At 66.0% G+C, this 15,052-nt stretch carries 14 protein-coding genes and 1 pseudogene; 12 read left to right on the top strand and 3 right to left on the bottom strand.

Annotation, left to right across the window (positions count from 1 at the left end; all coding sequences use genetic code 11):
- Positions 1-278: pseudogene (locus EIP85_RS23090) on the top strand (hypothetical protein); the annotation flags it as partial.
- A 314-nt stretch (positions 279-592) separates the two neighbouring features.
- On the opposite strand, the gene EIP85_RS21315 reads toward EIP85_RS23090, so the two are convergent.
- Both EIP85_RS21315 and EIP85_RS21320 read right to left on the bottom strand, forming a co-directional pair.
- Positions 593-2,116: a glycosyltransferase family 39 protein gene (locus tag EIP85_RS21315; protein WP_127904233.1), complete on the bottom strand. Its 1,524-nt coding sequence runs from the start codon at positions 2,114-2,116 to the stop codon at positions 593-595.
- Between the two features lie 393 nt (positions 2,117-2,509).
- Positions 2,510-3,172, bottom strand: coding sequence for a DUF1028 domain-containing protein (locus tag EIP85_RS21320; protein ID WP_127904234.1), 663 nt, complete (start codon positions 3,170-3,172; stop codon positions 2,510-2,512).
- Positions 3,173-3,277: 105 nt separating this feature from the next.
- Here EIP85_RS21320 and EIP85_RS21325 point away from each other — a divergent pair, with 105 nt between their 5' ends.
- From EIP85_RS21325 to EIP85_RS21365, 9 genes are all read left to right on the top strand, one after another.
- Positions 3,278-4,867 (top strand): ABC transporter substrate-binding protein, encoded by a 1,590-nt coding sequence (locus EIP85_RS21325; protein ID WP_127904235.1) that lies wholly within the window; start codon positions 3,278-3,280, stop codon positions 4,865-4,867.
- 212 nt (positions 4,868-5,079) lie between these two features.
- Positions 5,080-6,027, top strand: a complete 948-nt coding sequence (locus EIP85_RS21330; RefSeq protein WP_127904236.1) for an ABC transporter permease — start codon at positions 5,080-5,082, stop codon at positions 6,025-6,027.
- On the top strand, positions 6,024-7,886 hold the full coding sequence (locus EIP85_RS21335) for a dipeptide/oligopeptide/nickel ABC transporter permease/ATP-binding protein (protein ID WP_127904237.1): 1,863 nt from the start codon (positions 6,024-6,026) through the stop codon (positions 7,884-7,886). Before EIP85_RS21330 ends, EIP85_RS21335 begins: the two co-directional genes overlap by 4 nt.
- The gene (locus EIP85_RS21340; RefSeq protein WP_127904238.1) at positions 7,883-8,830 is read left to right on the top strand and encodes an ABC transporter ATP-binding protein; all 948 of its coding nucleotides are present in this window, start codon (positions 7,883-7,885) and stop codon (positions 8,828-8,830) included. The genes EIP85_RS21335 and EIP85_RS21340 overlap by 4 nt, the downstream gene beginning before the upstream one ends.
- The gene (locus tag EIP85_RS21345) at positions 8,805-9,575 is read left to right on the top strand and encodes a FadR/GntR family transcriptional regulator (protein WP_277749330.1); all 771 of its coding nucleotides are present in this window, start codon (positions 8,805-8,807) and stop codon (positions 9,573-9,575) included. Before EIP85_RS21340 ends, EIP85_RS21345 begins: the two co-directional genes overlap by 26 nt.
- 327 nt (positions 9,576-9,902) lie before the next feature.
- Positions 9,903-10,649 carry a septum site-determining protein MinC gene (gene minC / locus EIP85_RS21350; protein ID WP_127904239.1) on the top strand — a complete coding sequence of 249 codons (747 nt, stop codon included), beginning with the start codon at positions 9,903-9,905 and terminating at the stop codon, positions 10,647-10,649.
- Positions 10,646-11,494, top strand: coding sequence for a septum site-determining protein MinD (minD, locus tag EIP85_RS21355; protein WP_127904240.1), 849 nt, complete (start codon positions 10,646-10,648; stop codon positions 11,492-11,494). Before minC ends, minD begins: the two co-directional genes overlap by 4 nt.
- A complete protein-coding gene (minE, locus tag EIP85_RS21360; RefSeq protein WP_127904241.1) occupies positions 11,494-11,766 on the top strand; it encodes a cell division topological specificity factor MinE in 273 nt (90 codons plus the stop codon). The genes minD and minE overlap by 1 nt, the downstream gene beginning before the upstream one ends.
- Positions 11,767-12,192: 426 nt before the next feature.
- Positions 12,193-12,993 carry a Crp/Fnr family transcriptional regulator gene (locus tag EIP85_RS21365; RefSeq protein ID WP_164871849.1) on the top strand — a complete coding sequence of 267 codons (801 nt, stop codon included), beginning with the start codon at positions 12,193-12,195 and terminating at the stop codon, positions 12,991-12,993.
- Between the two features lie 262 nt (positions 12,994-13,255).
- On the opposite strand, the gene EIP85_RS21370 is transcribed toward EIP85_RS21365, so the two are convergent.
- Positions 13,256-13,738, bottom strand: coding sequence for a baeRF12 domain-containing protein (locus EIP85_RS21370; RefSeq protein WP_127904243.1), 483 nt, complete (start codon positions 13,736-13,738; stop codon positions 13,256-13,258).
- A gap of 420 nt (positions 13,739-14,158) precedes the next feature.
- On the opposite strand from EIP85_RS21370, the gene EIP85_RS21375 reads away from it, so the two are divergent.
- Together EIP85_RS21375 and EIP85_RS21380 are read left to right on the top strand one after the other, a co-directional pair.
- Positions 14,159-14,425, top strand: coding sequence for a hypothetical protein (locus tag EIP85_RS21375; RefSeq protein ID WP_127904244.1), 267 nt, complete (start codon positions 14,159-14,161; stop codon positions 14,423-14,425).
- A 114-nt stretch (positions 14,426-14,539) separates the two neighbouring features.
- On the top strand, positions 14,540-15,019 hold the full coding sequence (locus EIP85_RS21380; protein ID WP_127904245.1) for a MarR family winged helix-turn-helix transcriptional regulator: 480 nt from the start codon (positions 14,540-14,542) through the stop codon (positions 15,017-15,019).
- Positions 15,020-15,052 lie beyond the last annotated feature (33 nt).

A 15,052-nucleotide genomic window follows, 5' to 3' on the forward strand; every position in this document is an offset into this window, starting at 1 on the left:
ACATCCAGATGGCGATGTCGGTGGGCAACTCGCGCCACTACTGCATGGACCAGATCCATCCGCGGCACTTCACGCAAACCGCGCGCGCCGCGCGCGTGCCGGAGAGGGTGATCTGGGACGCGGTCTCGGAGATCGCGGCGGTGGGGCGCCGTGCCCTGGCGGAAGTCGAGACCGGGCTTCCGGGCGATTTCCCGGAGCGGATCTCGGGGCCGGTGCTGGAGCGCCTCGGGCGATGCCTTGCGGCGGTGGAGGCCTATGCCGATGGCGAGATCGCATAGCCAGGATCGATGTCTTCGGGCGGGCATGGAAAAAGCCGGCCCAGGTTTTCCCGGGCCGGTGTGAACCTTCACATCTGGATGTAGGTTCGCGCATAAATTTGCACGTTGGGCGGCGAGGTGGAATTCATCGCGTGCGCCGTTCGGCCCCCGCAGTCATAGACGGTTAAGGCCCGAGAGGCGCTTCAAATGCGCAACCAGCATCGCCGCCTTCTTCCGGAGCTTACATGAGATCGCGTAATCGGAGGTCTGGGCGATCGCCCGCGCCCGTTCCCCGGATTACTCGTTGAAGGTCGCAATCCCCACGCCGAGGGTGGTTATTTCGGCGCGCCCAGCGTCCCCGGAGGAACGATCACGTAGCTCACGGTTACCGGTGGTCGGCCGGCTTGCCAGATGAAACTTTGATGCCGGATCGGCAAGTCTCCGATCCATTTCCGAATGTCGGGGCCCGGCGGGGTGTCGTTCCAGACGATCAGCATACCCTGCCGATGGAGGCGCGTGGGAGTGATCCAAGGTGCGTCGACTCGCGAGAATTTGGTGAACATAGACGGACGATCCGAGGCAAAGGCCCCCGTTGCCATCATCCAGAACTCATCGCCCGCCACGATGCCGAGCGGCGCCTTGACGGCCTTGTGCCAGTCGTCCTGGAGCCGCGACGCGACCTTCGGGCCGGGCATGCAGATCCTCTCGAGCCGGGAGCTATAGACGCAGGTCACCTCTACGAAGGTGGTGTGGAAGGCCGCGGTGAACAGGACCATCCCGAAAGCCCAGATGACGAGCCGGCGCATCCCCCGATCAGTGAGGTTTCGGCCGAGATAAGCCACCGCGACGAGGCCGACGAGATCGTACATGGGCTTGGCCCAGGCCTCGCCTATACCGGCGAAGAGCGAGACAACGCAAAGCAGCAGTGCCGGGCCCAGCCCCATCCAGAGCAGAAAGAGACGGGCGCGCCGGTCGTCGAGCAGGATCGCGCTGCGGGTTCCGGCAGGCCATCCCCGGCGGGAGAACAGGCCTGCACTCCACATCGCAAAGGGAAGCAGGATCAGCAGCAAGAGCTGCACCCCGGTGTAGTACAGGATCCCGCGGTGGGAGAGCACCCAGGCATCACGGCCCATGACATAGGTCAGCTGCATGAAATGCATCCGGGCCATGATGAGGAAGATAGGCACCGAAAACGCGAGCACCAGCGCGATCGCGATCCAGGGCCCCGGCCTCGCCATCCGCCGCCGCGCCGTCGGGTCGGCCACCAGCCAGAGAAGGCCGAAGATCAGGATCAGCCCGGTGGAGAACTTGGCATAAAGGCTGATACCGCCGACCAGGCCGAACAGCACCCAGGGGCCGATCTTGTCCTGCCGCGCCGCCCGCCAGAGAAGCCAGCTGATCGCGGCCCAGAACGGAAGCTGGGCGATGTCATGGTTGAACTGCTCGGTGCCGGCGCTGAAGAAGCCGGTGACCGGTAGCAGCAGTACCCCAGCCAGTGCGGCCTGGCGGCCCATCAGCTCGCGCCCGAACGCATAGACCAGCACGAAGGTCAGGCACACGGCAATCTGCGGCAGAAGATAGCCACCCCAAAGGTAGGATCCCGTGAGCCAGTGCATCGCGCCCGTAAGCCAGGCGGGCAGCTGCGGGTGCTTATAGGTGAGAATCCGCCATTCCCGGCTCCAGAGCACCTCCTCCAAAAAGTCGGTCGGCGGCGTACGGTTCACGAGTACCGGGACGACCGTCCATACGATGATCTGCAACGCACAGAGTAGAGAAAGGATGGCGGCCGGGGCGAGCGTGAAAACCCTCGCTGGACGGGCGGCCTTTGCGGGTTCGCCGGCAGTGAAGTCAGTTGTCATTGCTTGATCTTATGTCCCCAGAACGCGCAGCCACCAATTGGTGTGGGATCGGGCTGCCGCATAACCGCCCATTGTCGACGCTTCGCTTACGACACCTGCCTCCGATGCTCCAAGCAATTTCTTCATTGGTGTGGGCCAAGGCATGGGGAGGTGTTGTGCCAATTTCTCGTGGTTCCGGCGTCACGTCGCACGCCGGAACCCGATTTCGGGGCCTTGGTGCGAAATCCCCGCCACTTCTAGTCGGCAACCGTAGAAAGCCAAAGCCCACATACGAAATCACCTGCCATTAGCTAGAAGCTCCGATTGCGCTAGAATTCGTCCGATCGCGCGGAGCGATGCCAAGACTGCGCCAGCGCCGACTCGACATCGCGCTATTCTCCAACGCCAATTTAATCAGGCGCTGCCACGTTCGGGGTCGTTGCGGGTGGGGACGGTCGGCAGCCATTCGTCGTAGCCGTTTGAGCGGGTACGGCCCAAGAGTTCCGTCAGCGCGTCGAGCGGGGTCCGCGACCAGTCGATGCGCAGCGTCAGTGGCGGTGCGTCGTCGGAGAGCACCAAGAGCGCCGCCGATTGTAGGCCGCGTGTATCGCCGCCCGCCGTCTCTCCAGCCTTCAGCGCGGCGATCAGGCGGTCAGGGAACGGGCCCTTTGCGCGGCGGAAGCCTTCCATCGCCGCTTCCAGCACGCCTCGCCCGGCTAGCAGGTTGCCCGCGGCGACCAACCCGGGCTCGCAAATGGCGCCGCGCCAGGGATTGTTTTTCTCGCCGGTGAAGGCCGCTGTTTCGCCGCCGGCGTCGAGAACCGAGAGCTGGCGGAAGACGCGACCCGCATCCGGCCCGGTGACAGTGTCGACTACCGACTGGGCGCCCATGCCCTGGCCGAGACTTTGGATCGCTTCCTCTCCCCACATCGTCGAGGGGGCGGCGCCCTGCGAGGCCGAAAGGCCATAACGCGAATCGCCGCGTAAAACCCAGCCGCCGACACAGATGCTTCCCGTGGTGGCTGCCCCGCCGAAGGCGCCCGTGCTCGGATCTTGGGCAAGAAGGGAAAAGGTCATGCGGTCCTCCGGCAAGATTTTTTGAATCTATCATGAAAATTTTGACCAGCGCAATTTATCATGATAATTTTTTGACAAGAACAACAACTCACGGGGAGTCCATACATGTCCGCCACGTCCTTTACCCGGCGTCAGTTCGGCCTGATCTCGGGCGCGCTCTTGACGACGACCGCGCTGGCCTCGATGCCCGCGCTCGGCGCTACGCCGCCCGGCGTGCTTGTCGTCGGTCAAATCGCCGAGCCAAAATCGCTCGACCCAGCGGCCGATACCGCCGCCAATGATTTCCGAATCCTGGTGAACCTCTACGACGGCCTTCTGCGCTACAAGCACGGCACGCTGGAGGTTGAACCAGCGCTGGCCGAAAGCTGGGACATCAGCGCGGACGGCAAGGAATACACCTTCCACCTGCGCAAGGGGGTAAAGTTCCACGATGGCACAGATTTCGACGCAGCCGCGGTGAAGTTCAATTTCGATCGGATGCTGGACGACAAGAGCCCCTATCACGACACCGGTCCCTTCCCGCTGTCGTTCTTCTTCTCCTCGATTGTTAAGACCGAGGCGCCGGACGCACATACAGTGAAGTTCACCCTGAAGGAGCCCTATGCGCCCTTCATGTCGAACCTCGCCTCGCCCACCGGCATGATTGTCTCGCCGACGGCGATCAAGAAGTACAAGAAGGATATCGGCCGCAATCCGGTCGGCACCGGCGCCTACAAGTTCAAGGAATGGAAATCGAACGAACGCGTGACGGTGGAAGCCTTCGATGGCTACTGGGACGGCAAACCTGGGCTGAAGGCGGTGCTCTTCCGCCCGATCACCGACGCCAATACCCGCGTCGCCGAGATGCTTTCCGGCGGGATCGACATCATGGTCGAGGTGCCGCCGAACTCACTCTCGCAGTTCAAGCCGCCGAAGTTCAACATCGTCGAGGCCTCCGGCCCCCACCTGTGGTTCCTTATCCTCAACTGCAAGGACGGCCCGTTCAAGGACAAGCGCGTTCGGCAGGCCGCGAACTACGCGATCAATAAGGAGGCGATCTGCAAGGACGTGCTGGAAGGCACCGCCGTTGTCGCCGCCGGGCCGACGCCGCCCGCGTTCAACTGGGCCTATAACCACGACCTGAAGCCCTATCCCTACGATCCCGAAAAGGCCAAGGCTCTGCTGAAGGAGGCCGGGGCCGAGGGGGCGGAGCTGACCTTCTACGTGACGCAGGGCGGTTCCGGCATGCTCGACCCGGTGCCGATGGGCACCGCGATCCAGGCGGATCTGGAGGCGGTGGGTCTGAAGGTGAAGATCGAGACCTTCGAGTGGAACACCTTCCTCGGCAAGGTGAACCCGGGGCTCGACAACAAGGGCACTCATGTCGACATGGCAGAGATGGCCTGGATGACGAACGACCCGGACACCCTGCCCTTCCTCGCGCTCCGCACCGGCGCCTGGCCCGACAAGGGTGGCTTCAACTCGGGCTATTACTCCAACCCCGAGGTGGACAAGCTCCTGGCCGAGGCTCGGACCTCGACCGACCAAGCCAAGCGCGCCGAGCTTTACAAGAAGATGCAGGTCATCGTGCATGACGATGCGCCTTGGGTCTTCGTGGCAAACTGGAAGCAGAACGCGGTGGCCGATGACCTCGTCCACAACTTCTCTCTGGAGCCGTCGTTCCTCCTGGAGCTGCAAAAGGTTACCAAGACCTGAACCGGTCGAAAATGTCGACATCCCGTCCGGCCCGCCCCGCGCGGGCACGTGCGGAGAGCGGCGCTAAGGTGTTCTCGAATGAACCAAGCCCACCACTCTCTCGATGACGCCGAGCGTGATGGGGCCCGGCAGTCGCCCCGCCAGCCGAGGCCGGCGATGGGGATCGCCGGCCTCGCGCCCTCGCCTGCCCGCCCGGCCGGGAGGCGCGGCTGATGGGCCGCTATATCCTGCGGCGGCTGATCTCGGCGATCCCCGTGCTCTTGGGCATTACCGTCATTGTCTTCCTGATTATGGCGATGATCCCGGGCGACCCGGCGACCGCCATCCTCGGCAGCTATGCCACGCCCGAGAACGTGGCGCGGATCAACCACGACCTCGGGCTCGACCACCCGTTGGTGCAGCGGTACTTCATCTGGCTCTTCAACATGCTGCACGGCGATTTCGGCCGCTCCTACTCGCTGAACCGCCCGGTGATCGATGAGGTGCTGGACCGGTTCTCGGCCACGCTGATCCTCGCCGGGGTCTCCTTCGTCGCCTGCTCGATCCTCGGGATCCTCGCCGGCGTCGTCTCGGCTGCGCGGCAATACGGTGCGGCGGATAAGGCGATCACCTTCGTTGTGCTGATCGGGATCTCCATCCCCTCCTTCTTTCTGGGGATGATGATGATCCTTCTCTTCGCAGTGCGGCTGTCATGGCTACCCGTTTCCGGCATGTACGAGATCTATGGCGGCGGCGGCCCCATTGACCTGCTGCGCCATCTGACGATGCCCGCCGTGGCACTCTCCGTCGTCGCGACCGGCGTGATCGCCCGGCTGACGCGCGGCGCGATGCTGGAGGTACTTCGGCAGGATTTCATCCGGACCGCACGGGCCAAGGGCGTGCATGAGCGGCGCGTAATCTGGGGCCATGCGCTTCGCGCGGCGATGGTTTCCGTCATCCCTGTTCTCGGGCTGCAGGCGGGTTACGTGCTCTCCGGCGCGGTCTATATCGAGACAGTGTTCCAGTGGCCCGGCATCGGCCGGATGTTGGTCGATGCCATCCTGAAGCGGGATATCCTGCTTGTGCAGGGGGGCGTGGTCTTCGTCGCCGCCTGCTATGTTCTCTTCAATATCCTGGTCGATGTCGCCCAGAGTCTGCTCGACCCGAGGATCAAGACATGAATCTGTTCGCGGCCCTCCTCTTCCGCAACCGGCTTGCCGCCGCCGGGGCCGTGGTGCTGAGCATCATCGGCATCCTCGCACTGTTGACGCCGGTGCTGCCCCTGCAGGATCCCTATACGACGCATATGGGAAGCCGCTACCTGCTGCCCCTCTCGCCGGGACATTTTCTCGGAACCGACGGACTGGGCCGGGATCTGCTGTCCCGCCTGATGTGGGGGACGCGACTGAGCCTTGCCGTGGGCGTCGTCGCCGCCGTCGGTGCGGGGACGATCGGATCCGCCGTGGGGATCGTCGCGGGCTATTTCGGCGGGCGGACGGACAACATCATCATGCGGTTTGTCGACATGCTGATGGGTTTTCCCTACATCCTGCTGGCGCTCGCCATTGTCGCGGTGCTCGGCCCCGGCCTGATGAACGCGCTGATAGCGGTCGCCGCCGTCAATGTCCCCTTCTTCGCGCGAAACATCCGCGGCATCACCGTTGGCCTTGCACATCGTGAATTCGTCGACGCCGCGCGGCTGTCAGGCAAGGGGCACCTGAAGATCCTCGTCACCGAGCTCCTACCGAACGCGCTGCCCGTCATCGTCATTGCCATGTCCACGACGATCGGCTGGATGATCCTGGAAACGGCAGGCCTAAGCTTCCTAGGCCTCGGCTCGCAGCCGCCGCAGGCCGACCTGGGCTCCATGCTGGGCGAGGCGCGTTCGGCAATGATCACCTCGCCCCATACCTCGATGGTGCCCGGCGCGATGATCTTCCTGATCGTCATGTCCATCAACCTTCTGGGCGACGGCATCCGCGACGCTCTCGACCCGCGGCTGCGCTCCGGCGCGCTGGCCCGGCCTATGGCGGCGACGCTGGTCCGGCGGAAGACGGTGCCTGGGCCGACCGGCGAGGGGCTGCTGCGTCTCGACGATCTCTCCGCCCAGTTTCACGTCGGAAAGCGGGTCTACCGCGCCGTCTCCGAAGTTTCGCTGGCGCTCGCTCCCGGCGAATGCGTCGGGTTGATCGGTGAAAGCGGCTCGGGCAAATCCGTCACTGCGCTTTCCGTCATGGGGCTTGTAGCCTCGCCGCCAGGGGTGATCACCGGCGGCGCCGCGCGGCTGGAGGGAGAGGACCTGATCGGGGCCCCCTACGAGCGGCTTCGCAGCCTTCGCGGAAGCCGCGTCGCCTATATCTTTCAGGACCCGCTGGCCACGCTGCACCCGCTCTACAAGATCGGCGACCAGCTGGCAGAGGCGATCCGCTGCCACCATCCAATCAGCCGTTCAGAGGCCCGCAAGCGGGCGCTGAAGCTTCTGGCCGACGTTCACATGCCCAATGCAGCGGCGCGGCTAGACGTCTTCCCTCATGAGCTCTCGGGCGGGATGCGCCAGCGTGTGGGCATTGCCATGGCGCTGGCGAATGAGCCCGATGTCATCATAGCCGACGAGCCGACGACCGCCCTCGACGTGACAGTGCAGGCCCAGATCCTTGCCCTGCTGGACGAGCTGCGGCGGGCGCGCGGCCTTGCGATCCTCTTCATCACTCATGACTTCGGCGTGGTCGGCCAGCTCTGCGACAGGGTGGCGGTGATGTATGCCGGCCGGATCGTGGAAGAGGGCCCGACGGCCGAGGTGCTGGCCGCCCCCGCCCATCCATATACCGCACGGCTGATCGCTTGCGTGCCAGAACTCGGCGCTGGGCGGCGGCGTCTGCCGGCGATCCCGGGCCTGCCGCCCGCCGTTGACAGGCTGCCCGAGGGCTGCGCGTTCGCACCGCGCTGCGAGAAGGCGACGGAGGCCTGCACGAAGGGCGAGATCGTGCTCTCGGGTGCCCAACGGCGCTGGCGCTGCATTCATCCGGAGCCGGTGGCATGACCCTGGCGTTGAAGACAGAGGCTCTTGCCAAACGTTTCCCCGCCGGGCGGCGGCTTCTTGGCGGCCCGCGGACCTTCGTGCACGCGGTGCGGCCTGTGACGCTGGAGGTCCGTCAGGGCGAGACGCTGGGCGTGGTCGGTGAAAGTGGTTGTGGGAAGTCCACGCTGGCGCGGATGCTGGTGGGGCTACTGGCGCCCTCCGAGGGGCGGATCGAGATCGAGGGCCGCGCGCTCGACAAGGCCGATCCGGTAGCCTTCGGAAAGCTCATCCAGTACGTCTTCCAGGACCCTCAATCGAGCCTGAATCCGCGCAAGACGATCCGCGCGATCCTCGAGGCGCCGCTTAGGAACTTGCACGGCATGGGCCGGGCGGCGCGGGAGACGCGGATAGCGGAACTGCTGGCGGCGGTGAACCTGCGCGAGGAGTTCCTTGACCGGTATCCGCACGAGTTCTCCGGCGGGCAGGCGCAGCGGATCGGCATCGCCCGGGCGTTGGCGGCAACGCCTCGGATACTGGTGCTGGACGAGCCTGTTTCGGCGCTCGACGTTTCGGTCCAGGCGCAGGTCCTGAATCTGCTCGCCGATCTGAAGGCCGAGTTCGGGCTGACCTACATCTTCATTAGTCATGACTTGGCCGTGGTGGAAGCGGTCAGCGACCGGATTGCGGTGCTCTATTTCGGGTCGGTGGTGGAGGAGGGGCCTGCCGAAAGGGTCTTTGCCCGGCCGCGTCATCCCTATACGCAGCTTCTGGCGCGGAGCGCACCTGCCGTGGGGCGTCCGCTGGCTCCGGGGGGAGAGGGCGAGTTGCCCGACCCGCTCGACCCGCCGCCGGGCTGCGCTTTCGCCGGGCGCTGTCCGAAGGCGACCGACATCTGCCGCCACACAGCGCCTGCGCTGCGGCCCATCGAGGGAGACCAGCTTGCAGCCTGCCACCAACCGCTCTGAGCCTAGGCTCTCGCGCCCGCAACAGGTCGCGGAGGCGATGAAGCTCTGGGTGATGGAAGAAGGCTGCCAGCCGGGCGACCGCCTGCCCTCCGAGGCCGAGCTCATGGAGCGGTTCTCCATGGCCAAGGGCACGATCCGCGAGGCGATCCGAATCCTCGAGGCGCAGGGCCTGGTGCGCTCGCGCACCGGGCCGGGGGGCGGGGTCTTCGTTCACCGAGTCTCGGAGGAACGCGCCGCGGCGCTTCTGGGCAACTACTTCTATTTCCAGCATCTTTCGATCGACGACATCTACCAGATCCGCGAAGCGCTTGAGCCTGAGATGGCTGCGAGCCTGACAGGACGGTTGAGCCCCGAGCAGATCGGGCAGCTGGAAGCGGTGCTGGCGGGCTACGCGGTGCCGGCCCGCACGGCCGAGGAGGAGCGCCAGCAGCACGTGGACTCGCTGCGCTTTCATGCGCTTCTGGCGGAGATGTCGGGCAATCCGCTACTGCGGTTTCTGATCCGCTTCATCGCCAACATGCTGAGCCAGATCACCGTCCAGCGGCGGCTTTACGAGCCACTGAACCCGGAGTTGTGGTCCTCCGGCATGGCCTATCAGGCGCGGCTTCTGGAGGCGCTGCAGGGCGAGGACCCGGAAGAGGTGCGCCGGATCCTGCGCGAGCACATGGCCAATGCGCACCGCCTGATGCGGCTGCAGGAGGCGGCGGTGACGCCGCGGTTTCTGCCAGAAGATCAGCTGCTCTGAGGCGCCGTCCGGCGGCGTACCGATTCAGCTCCGTTTTAGCATCGCAAAGACACCGTATATCGGGACGGTGGATGAGGGAATTGCGCAACGCCTTCCGTTCGGCTGCCGAGGAGGCCAGGGGTCGTCCTTGGGGGCGGTGCGCAATGAATGCGCACTCTACGGTCGGGTCGCATGTGAGGTGGCGCGGGGCTCTCGGCGGCGTGACTCCGCCGAGATAGCCAAACCGGAAGGACTCGGCTGGACCGACTCGGCCCGACGGGGTAGCCAGTCACGAAAATCGGCGCGGAATCGAATCCGCACCTCGTACGAGCAGGAGCGACAGGCGGCGTGCCGCAGCAGGAACCCTCAGAACGGGCCCCTCGGGCCCCCGCATCCGTACGGCCCTACGATCTTCGGGGCCGGGTCTTCACTGCATTGGTCCTGCGTCCGGAAGGCGCCGGGGCGGACGAGGCATTTTACGCCGCGCTCGACGAGCAGCTGGCGCAAACGCCACAGTTCTTCGCCGAAGCGCCGGTGATCCTCGATATGGAAGCGGTGGCCGATATGGCGACCCTCCCCACGATCGTCGCGGCGCTGAAGGCGCGCAAGCTGAACCCTTTCGGCGTGCAGAACGCGGGCCCCGTGCAGCGCAAGCTGGCCGAAGCCGCCGGGCTGATCCCGATCGTCACCGGCAACGAGGCGCCGCTGCGCGCGCAGGCCCCGGCTCGGCAAGCGGCGGCCCCCGCCCCTGCCCCGGCGCCCGCCCCGGCAAGTAAAATCGTCACCTCCCCGGTCCGCTCCGGCCAGATGGTGGTGGCGGAAGAGGGCGACCTGATAGTCCTCGGCCCGGTCGGCTCGGGCGCCGAGCTGATCGCGGCGGGCTCAATCCATGTCTACGGCCCCCTGCGCGGCCGGGCGATGGCCGGGGCCTATGGCAACGAGGCGGCGCGGATCTTCTGCCGCAGCCTGAACGCGGAGCTGCTGGCGATCGGCGGCTTCTACCGGACCAACGAGACGCTGGAACCGGAGCTGCGCGGCCGCGCGGTGCAGGTGTTCCTGGACGAAAAAAGACTGCGGCTGGAGGCACTGGCATGACGGCGGAACTGAAGAAGGAGCGCCCGATGGGCAGGATCGTCACCATCACCTCGGGCAAGGGGGGCGTCGGCAAAACCACCTCTTCCGCCGCGATCGGAGCGGCGCTGGCCAAGCGCGGACTGAAGACGGTCGTGATCGACTTCGATGTAGGGCTCCGCAACCTCGACATGATTATGGGTTGCGAGCGCCGGGTGGTCTTCGACTTCATCAACGTCATCCAGGGCGATGCCAAGCTGAAGCAGGCGCTGATCCGCGACAAGCGGCTCGACACGCTCTACGTGCTGCCGACCTCGCAGACCCGCGACAAGGACTCGTTGACGCTGGAGGGCGTCGAGGCCGTTCTGGAGGAGCTGAGGGGTGAGTTCGACTACATCCTTTGCGACAGCCCGGCCGGGATCGAGCGCGGCGCCCAGCTTGCGATGCATTTCGCCGACGAGGCGGTGGTGGTGACCAATCCCGAGGTGTCCTCCGTTCGTGACAGCGACCGGGTGCTGGGCCTGCTGAACTCCCGTACCAAGCGGGCCGAGACCGAGGGCGCCGAGCCGGTGAAGGCGCAGGTACTGCTGACGCGCTACGACGCGGCGCGCGTCGGCAAGGGCGAGATGATGACGGTGGAGGACGTGCTGGAGATCCTCGCCGTGCCGCTTCTCGGCATCGTCCCGGAAAGCCAGGCGGTTCTGAAGGCCTCCAACGTCGGCATGCCGGTGGTGCTGGATGCCCCATCGGCCGCGGGCGCGGCCTATGAGGATGCCGTCTCCCGGCTGCTGGGAGAGGAGGTCGAGATGCGGCTTGCCGGTGAGCGTCGGCCAGGGATCTTCCAGCGGCTGTTCGGGCGGGGGGCGTGATGCGACTTGGCTCTCTTTGGCCACGCAAGGCGAGCACGGCCCAGACCGCCAAGGAGCGGCTGCAGATCCTACTGGCGCATGAGAGGGCGGGCCGGGTGGCCGACAACCTGCCCGCGCTTCAGCGCGACATCATCGAGGTGATCGGCCGCCATCTGAAGATCGACAGCGAGGCGATCGATATCCGGATGGAACAAGGCCGGGATTATTCCAGCTTGGAGATCAACATCGAGTTTCCCGCCGCGAGCGAGCCTAAGGCCCCGTCGCGCCGCTGAACCGGTGCGGAGCCCCGCGCCCCGTGCAGACCGCGTTTTCTCCCCCATTGCGGGCCAGGCGGAGCGGCTCAGCATCGAATCGGCACGGCTACTCTTACACGGGAATTACAACCATAGGGGAGGCCTGCTGATAATTAAATCAACCCAGAGGCCGAAATCCGCGCTGAGTGAAACAATGAGTTGACGCAGAGTGACATAGTCTGGGCCTTTTCACGCCACATTTGATCTTAGAGTCACGTTTGCGTGTGTTATGCTGCTGCTACTGAAATTGAAGTTTTCTTAAGCTGCCAAGCTGCCTTTTTCGATCCGATTTTGACATACGCTCGGGCCCACTGGGGGGAACGACTGATGGTAACGGAATGCATGGCGGGCCGCGGCGCGAAGTGTGCCGTGTGCCCAGGAAGACAGAGCGGATTATGCGCGGAGTTGCCGAAGGCGCTTCTCGCCCGGGTGGCGGAGGCCTCCCGTATCGTAGAGTGCCCCGCCAATCACCGGCTTTGGGACGAGGACGTCCAGCCGGGCTTCACCGCGATCCTGTGGCGCGGCTATCTGCGCATGCCGCGCTATTCGTTGGAGGGACGGCGGCAGATCGTGTCGATCATCTGCCCCGGGGAGATCGTCGGTGAAGGCGTCGACACCCGGCCCGGCTACGGTATGGAAGCTGTGACGGCAGTGACGTTCTGCCGCTTCGAGCGGGGCGAGTTCCGGCGGCTGGCCGACCGCGAGCCGGAGCTGCGCCGCGCGCTTTTGCGCCAGCACATGAAACGACTGGAGGTGCTGCGCTGGCTGACCTGGTCGCTGGGGCTCCAAACGCCCGAGGAGCGACTTTGCGCCTTCCTCGCCCGGGCCTGCGAGACGATGCCCTACCAGCCGCTGCCTGACGGCAGCGGGATCCTGTCGCTGGAGGTGCCGCGTGCCGATGTGGCCGATCTTCTGGGCACCACCAAGGAGACGATCAGCCGGCTGACGCATCGGTTGCAGCAGATAGGGCTGATCGAGATCCGCGACCCGCGGCATTTCCGCATCTTCGACCGCGAGCGGCTGGCCAAAGTGGGCGGGCTGTCGCCGGCGCGGCCGAACAGCAGTGAGCGGCCTGGAATTGCCGCGGTGCGGCGCGGGCTGGGAGCCTCGGAGGGCGCGGCGCAGAGGGCCGCCCGGGCGGCCTTGTCCGGTCCGTCCCTGCCAATGTCGCTGCCGGGCGGGAGCGCGGCGGTGGCCTCCTCCTAGATCACGGAAAGGTGATCGTGTCGCGGCGGTGTGGCGGCGGTGGTTGATCGCCGTCATCGCGCCGCCAGGCGTGGTGTGGCCGATTGGGAGAACCGACGGCCGGGCGTCCTGGACAGGTAGGCATTTTTCGGTGCCGGTCGATTGCATGTTGTCTCCGTACCGGCCGTCGGGGCCCGGCCGAACGCCCTGTCGGCCGGGCCGCGGTACATCGGTGGCGGACATCGTACCCCTGCCCTCTTTCCCACGCCGACGCAGAAGCCGCTCAGGCGAGCCCGAGGCTCGCCGCGATGCGCCAGGACAGATCCACCTCCGACAGCGCAACGAGATTCTTGGCAATCTCTGCCATCACTCGGTCGCGCAGGCCGGCCGGCATGGCCTGGTGCAGTTGCTCCAGAATATCAGGTACGGCGAAGACGGCGAGTTGGTCGAAATCGCCGGCCAAGCGATGGGACTCCAGCATCATCGAGACCTGACGGCAGAACAGTGACTCGTCCGCGTCGAGCGGGCGGCGCCAGTCGACCGCGCTGGCATGGCCGCGAGGCACCACGGCCGCGGGTGCCATAGCGGCGCCGGAGAGCACTTCGCGCAGGTACGGCTGACGCGCGCGGACGACCAACTCGGCCTGCCCGGCGGCCCCGCCCGGCAGCCCGGAGGTCCCCGCGAGGGAAAGCGCCCCGGGCAATCCCCGCAGGATACGCGCCCGCGTCGCATTCATCACAAGAATCCAGAGATTTCCCGCGTCCATGGCTCCCCACCGCCTTGCGACTGGCGATAGTCCATTTCCGCTCACAACCCCGTGTCAGGCATTGATTGCTGTCAAGCCCCGCGGCGAAACTCCGCTCATTTTGCCATCCCGCCCCGCCGGGTGGCCGGCGCGTTGACCGGTATCAACACGCCGAGCGCGATTCGGCCTGAAACTTAGACTCGCGGCGCGCAGGCGCGAGTCTTGTTGCATTTTGTACAACCGGAGCTTGCGGTGTCCCGTCCTGCCCGAGATGCTGATCCCGTCGGCGTTGCTGCGCGATTGCTCCGGGCGATGTCCCGCCGAGTTGAACGGTGCCGCTGGGGCGTGAACGCCACCGGCGTTGATCCGGAAGAGGGTCGTCCCCACGTCAAACCCGTCCCCGCAAGCCAGAGCCCGGGGGCCCACAACAGGGAGGCAGACATGACGAGGTTCGAGCACCCGGACACGGCCGCGCCCGGCCAGAAGCCAACGGGACCGGCGGGTACCGGCCTGGTGCCCCCGGGCTATCTGCCCACGCGGGGCTTCGTTCGGCGCTATCCGGCCAGCCTTGGCCCGATGCCGGAGGCGACGCTGACCTGCTTCGTCGATCTTGGGCTGAGCGATGCCGAGATCGCGCTCTATTTCCACCTCGACTGCGACCAGGTACGTGTGCTCGCCCGCCCGATCCGCGAACGGTTCGCGGCATGAGTGCCGGCGCCTCTGTCCCGCGCCTGTGATCGTGGCTCGGGCCTGCCCGCCCCGGCGAAACGTTGGCATAAGTCCGCGATCAGGTTAGAGCAGGCCCGGGCAGGAGGAACGCATATGGCAGCAACGATGGACGCCGTGGCGCGGCTGGAGCAGGAGATGGCGGTGCTCGCGCGGCTGCTGGAAGCGCTGAGCCGGCGCCGGATGTACCCGTTGGAACGGTCGCATTACCTGCTGCTGCTGCGCCTGGCCGAGGGGCCGCGGCGGATCGGTGAGCTTTCGACCCTGCTGGCGCTCGACACCACGACGGTCACCCGGCAGGTGGCGGCGATGGAGGCCAAGGGCCTGGTCAGCCGCCGCCCCGACCCGGAGGACGGGCGCAGCGCGCTGGTGGTCCGGACCGAGGCGGGCGCGGACTGCGTGGAAGCGATGCGGAAGACCCGGCAACTGCGGATCGCGCGTCTGCTGGGCGGCTGGGAGGCGGGTGAGGTGGCGCGTTTCGCGGCCTCCGTCGAGCGGTTCAACGCCGCGCTCTACGACCGGCTGGCGCGGCCCGACGAGCCACTGCCCGAACAGATCGAAGAGCAGGCCGACTAAAGTCGGGTGGCAAAATCTCGAAGGCAAACGAAA

Source organism: Solirhodobacter olei (genome assembly GCF_004010155.1).
Classification (GTDB): domain Bacteria; phylum Pseudomonadota; class Alphaproteobacteria; order Rhodobacterales; family Rhodobacteraceae; genus Solirhodobacter; species Solirhodobacter olei.